Below are 4,356 nucleotides of genomic sequence, written 5' to 3'. Positions count from 1 at the left end.
GGGGCCTACGGGGCCTTCTGCGTCACCAACTTCTGGGAGCACTTCTCGGCCGAGAAGGAGCTGGCCCAGGCAGGCGCGCAGGCCGAGGCCGCCAAGGCGGAGAACGTCTCGCACGTCATCTGGTCGACGCTCGAGGACACGCGGCGCTGGGTCCCGACGAGCGACGCGCGGATGCCGACGCTCCAGGGCAAGTACAAGGTGCCGCACTTCGACGGCAAGGGCGAGGCGGACCGCCTCTTCGCCGGGCTCGGCGTGCCCACCACCTTCCTCGCCACGTCCTTCTACTGGGACAACCTGATCCACTTCGGCATGGGGCCGAAGAAGGGCGAGGACGGCAAGCTCGGCTTCGTGCTGCCCATGGCCGACAAGAAGCTCCCCGGAATCGCCGCCGAGGACATCGGGCGCTGCGCCTACGGCATCCTGCGCGCCGGCAGCCACTGGATCGGCAGGACGGTCGGCATCGCGGGCGAGCACCTGACGGGGACCGAGATGGCCGCGGCGCTCTCCGCGGCGCTCGGCAAGCCCGTCAACTACGCCTACGTCCCCCCCGAGGTGTACCGCACCTTCGGCTTCCCCGGGGCCGACGACATGGCCAACATGTTCCAGTTCAAGCGGGACTTCGAACACGTCTACTGCGGCGCGCGCGACCTCGGCATCTCGCGCCAGCTGAACCCGCGCCTGCAGACCTTCTCCGCCTGGCTCGCGCAGAATAAGGAGCGCATCCCCCTCGGGTAGCGCGTCCGGCGGGACGCCCGGCGGCGGTGATGTGCCGTCGCGCGTTCTACGCCCTCGGGCTTGAGCTCACGGCCCGCTGTGCTTGAAGACCATCAGATCTCCGCCGTTCCCTTCCACGACGATCAGCCCGTCGCTGACGTACGTGTAGCGCGGCTTGAGCCCTTCGCTGTAGGCCCCGGACTTCACGGTTGGGGGATCGCGCACCCCCCAGTAGACCCAGAAGCCGGGCCCGGCCCAGTAGCGGCCGTCGTCCACCAAGGTGAGACCGCAGCTCGTGTAGTGGGTCGTCGGGTTGAAGTCGCTGCAGGTCACGGTGCGCCGCACCACGGGCGGGTTGTAGACCGTCTTGATCGGATCGGCGTAGCTCAGGCCGCGCGCGCTCGCGCGATCCGTGATGCGCACGCTCTCGCTCGCCCCCCAGTGCGCGTGAAAGAGCGTTTCGCCGGCCATCGTCACGGGGCACTGCTCGTCGGTGATGCTCGCGTAGGAGTAGCTCTGCTTGCCCATCTGGACGAAGCGCAGGTCCCCGGCCACGAGCCCCGAGATCGTCTGATCGTCGAGGACCATCTCCCCCATGTGCGAGTCCCATCGGCCATCGGGGGGGTTGCTCTGCCCGTTGCGGAAGTGCTGGTAGGCCACCTGCTTGCCGCCCACGACGCGCACCACCGGCACCGGCCCCAGGTCGAGATACGCGCTGCCGTTGTGAAGGTCCTCCACCCCGCCGTAGCCCAACGCCGGGACGAACTTCTCCTTTCCATCGTCGAGCGAGAGCGCGAAGAGGTTCTTCAGCCGCGCGTTGCTCTGCAGGAAGGTGCGCGTCTCGGCGTTGGTGTTCGGATAGGTGTTGCGCCCGCTCGGGAAGCTCCAGAGCCCCGCGTTGTGCTCGAGCCGCATCCGCACGAACACCACGCCCGCCTGGTCCGCCACCACCGGCCAGTAGCCGTCCAGCTCGTTCGGAAAGCCCGCCGCGTTCGGCGTCGGCTTCTCCCGCCACTTGCGGGCCCCGCTCGCGTCGTCGACGGCGTGCACGTAGAGATCGTTCGTCGCGTAGACCACCGCCTTGCGCGAGGCGGAGTAGGCCGGGCCCGTCCCCACCGGCCCGCCGCTCGCGTAGGACCAGGCCTTGGTCATCGTGGCGATGGTCACCTTGTGCAGCTCGCCGCTGTCGGTCGCCGCGTACGCCGCGCCCCCCACGATCAGAATCGCGCGGTTGATGGGGCTCCCCGCCGCGTAGGTCCCGGCCACCACCCCCGTCGAGCCGAAGACCTTGTAGAGCTTGCCGTCCGCCCCTCCCGCCAGCACATGCCCCGTCGCGGGGTCGTAGGCGGGCGTGGCGTTGAAGCTCGTGGCCGTCACGTTCCACGCGCTCCCGCCGCCGACCTTGCGCAGGCCGTAGAGCCCCTTCGCCCCGGCCGGCGCGTAGATCATCGGGCCGCCCGTCACGGTGTGCGCCTCCCGCGGCGCGTCGTAGCTGTGTCCGCCCACGCCCCCGCTCGCGTCGGCCCCGTTCCAGGTCCAGAGCACCGTCCAGGGGGTCTTCGGCTCCTCGGCGATGTAACCCGTGCGCTGCGGGTCGTGCGCCTCCTGCGTCCACTCTCCCTGTCCCCCGACGGGCACGAAGGCGTCCGCGCGCGGGCCGTCGGCCGCGGGCCGGCTGTCCTTGGCTCCGCCACCCGAGTCCCGCTTCGCGCCGCCGTCGCGTCGCCCGCCGTCCAGAATCGGCTTCGGACCATCTCCGACGGGTACACTCCCGTCGACGAGCGGCGCCGTCCCGTCTCCCACAGGTCCGCTGCCGTCCCCCGCAGGTCCGCCACCGTCCCCGCCTGCGCCGTCCCCGCCTGCGCCGTCCGCCAGGGCCTTGCCGTCCCCCGCCCCGCCGTCGACCACGCCACCTCGGAGCTGACTCGTGCATCCCGTGCCGAGCCCCATCGCGAGCCCCAGGCTCACGGTCATCACCGCCCACATCGCTGGTTTCATGACGTCAGGATCTCCTCTCCCCCGTCGCAGCGTCAAGGCGCGCCCCGCCATCGCCGCGCGCGGACACTTGCGCTACGATGCCCGCCTCTCGCGCACGGAGGCCTGCATGACCCCGAATCCTTCCTCCGCGTCCCTCGGGCCGCGCCCCATTCACGAGGTGGCCGCGACTCTCGGCGTCCCCGAGCGCTTCGTCATCCCGTACGGGCGGGACAAGGCCAAGCTCGACCTCGCGCTCCTCGACGAGCCGCGGCAGCGACCTAACCCCGGGCGACTCGTCCTCGTCTCGGCCATCACCCCCACCCCCGCCGGCGAAGGGAAGACCACCACCACCATCGGGCTCGGGCAGGCACTCGCGCGCCTCGGCGAGTCGGTCTGCCTCGCGCTCCGCGAGCCCTCGCTCGGCCCGTGCATGGGCATGAAGGGGGGCGCCACGGGAGGCGGTAAGAGCCAGCTCACCCCGGCCGACGCGATCAACCTGCACTTCACCGGCGACTTCCACGCGGTGACCTCGGCCCACAACCTCCTCGCGGCGATGCTGGATAACCGCATCCACTTCGACTACCCGATGAAGGTGGACCCGCGGCGCGTGCTCTGGCGGCGCGTGATCGACATGAACGATCGGTCGCTGCGCAAGACCCTCATCGGCCTCGGGGGCGTGAACCAGGGGGTGCCGCGCGAGGCCGGCTTCGACATCACCGCCTCCTCCGAGGTGATGGCCATGCTCTGCCTGGCCACCGGCTACGAGGACCTCCGCGCGCGCCTCGACCGCACCCTCGTAGCCTTCGACTTCGAGGGGACCCCCGTCACGGCCAAGCAGATCAACGCCACCGGGGCGATGCTCGCGCTGCTCAAGGACGCGCTCCTGCCGAACCTCGTCCAGACCATCGAGGGCACGCCGGCGCTCGTGCACGGCGGGCCCTTCGCCAACATCGCCCACGGCTGCAACAGCGTGCTCGCCACCAAGATGGCGCTGCACCTGGCGGACTGGACGATCACCGAGGCGGGCTTCGCCTTCGACCTCGGCGCGGAGAAGTTCTTCGACATCAAGTGCGCGAGCGCGGGGCTCGACACCGCGGCGGTGGTGCTGGTGGCCACGGTGCGCGCGCTCAAGATGCACGGCGGCGTGAAGAAGGGCGACCTCGGCAAGCCCGACCCGGAGGCCGTGCGCCGCGGCCTGCCGAACCTGGACAAGCACATCGAGAACATCCACCACTTCACCGAGGTGCCCGTGGTCGCCTTGAACCGCTTCGGCGGCGACACCGAGGAGGAGCTCGCCGTCGTGCGCGCCTACTGCGAGAGCCGCCACGTGCCCTTCGCCGTGGCGAGCCACTTCGAACAGGGCGGCGAGGGCGCGCTCGAGCTGGCCCGCACCGTCGTGACCCACGCCGAGCGGGTGTCGCGCCCCTTCACGCCCCTCTATAGCTGGAGCGACCCGGTCCCGCAGAAGATCCTGACCGTGGCGCGCAAGATGTACGGCGCACGCAACATGGTCCTCACCCCCACCGCCGAGCGGGACCTGAAGGACGTGGAGCGGCTGGGCTACGCCGCGCTGCCGGTCTGCATCGCCAAGACCCAGAACTCGCTCTCCGACGATCCGACGCGCCTCGGCCGCCCCGAGGACTTCGACATCACCGTGCGCAACGT

At 70.7% G+C, this 4,356-nt stretch carries 3 protein-coding genes; 2 read left to right on the top strand and 1 reads right to left on the bottom strand.

The genetic code is table 11. The features are described 5' to 3' along the window. On the top strand, positions 1-735 hold a 735-nt coding region (locus tag IT371_04970), incomplete at its 5' end, for an NmrA family NAD(P)-binding protein (GenBank protein ID MCC6746988.1). Positions 736-801: 66 nt separating this feature from the next. Here the strand turns inward: IT371_04970 and IT371_04965 are convergent. Continuing rightward, complete coding sequence (locus IT371_04965) at positions 802-2,712, bottom strand: PQQ-like beta-propeller repeat protein (protein ID MCC6746987.1); 1,911 nt, start codon at positions 2,710-2,712, stop codon at positions 802-804. Between the two features lie 106 nt (positions 2,713-2,818). On the opposite strand from IT371_04965, the gene IT371_04960 reads away from it, so the two are divergent. Continuing rightward, positions 2,819-4,356: formate--tetrahydrofolate ligase (locus IT371_04960; protein ID MCC6746986.1), on the top strand; the 1,538-nt coding region annotated here is incomplete at its 3' end.

It is taken from the genome of Deltaproteobacteria bacterium (assembly GCA_020848905.1).
GTDB lineage: Bacteria > Myxococcota_A > Polyangia.
This window is presented reverse-complemented; position numbering and strand designations above follow the sequence as displayed.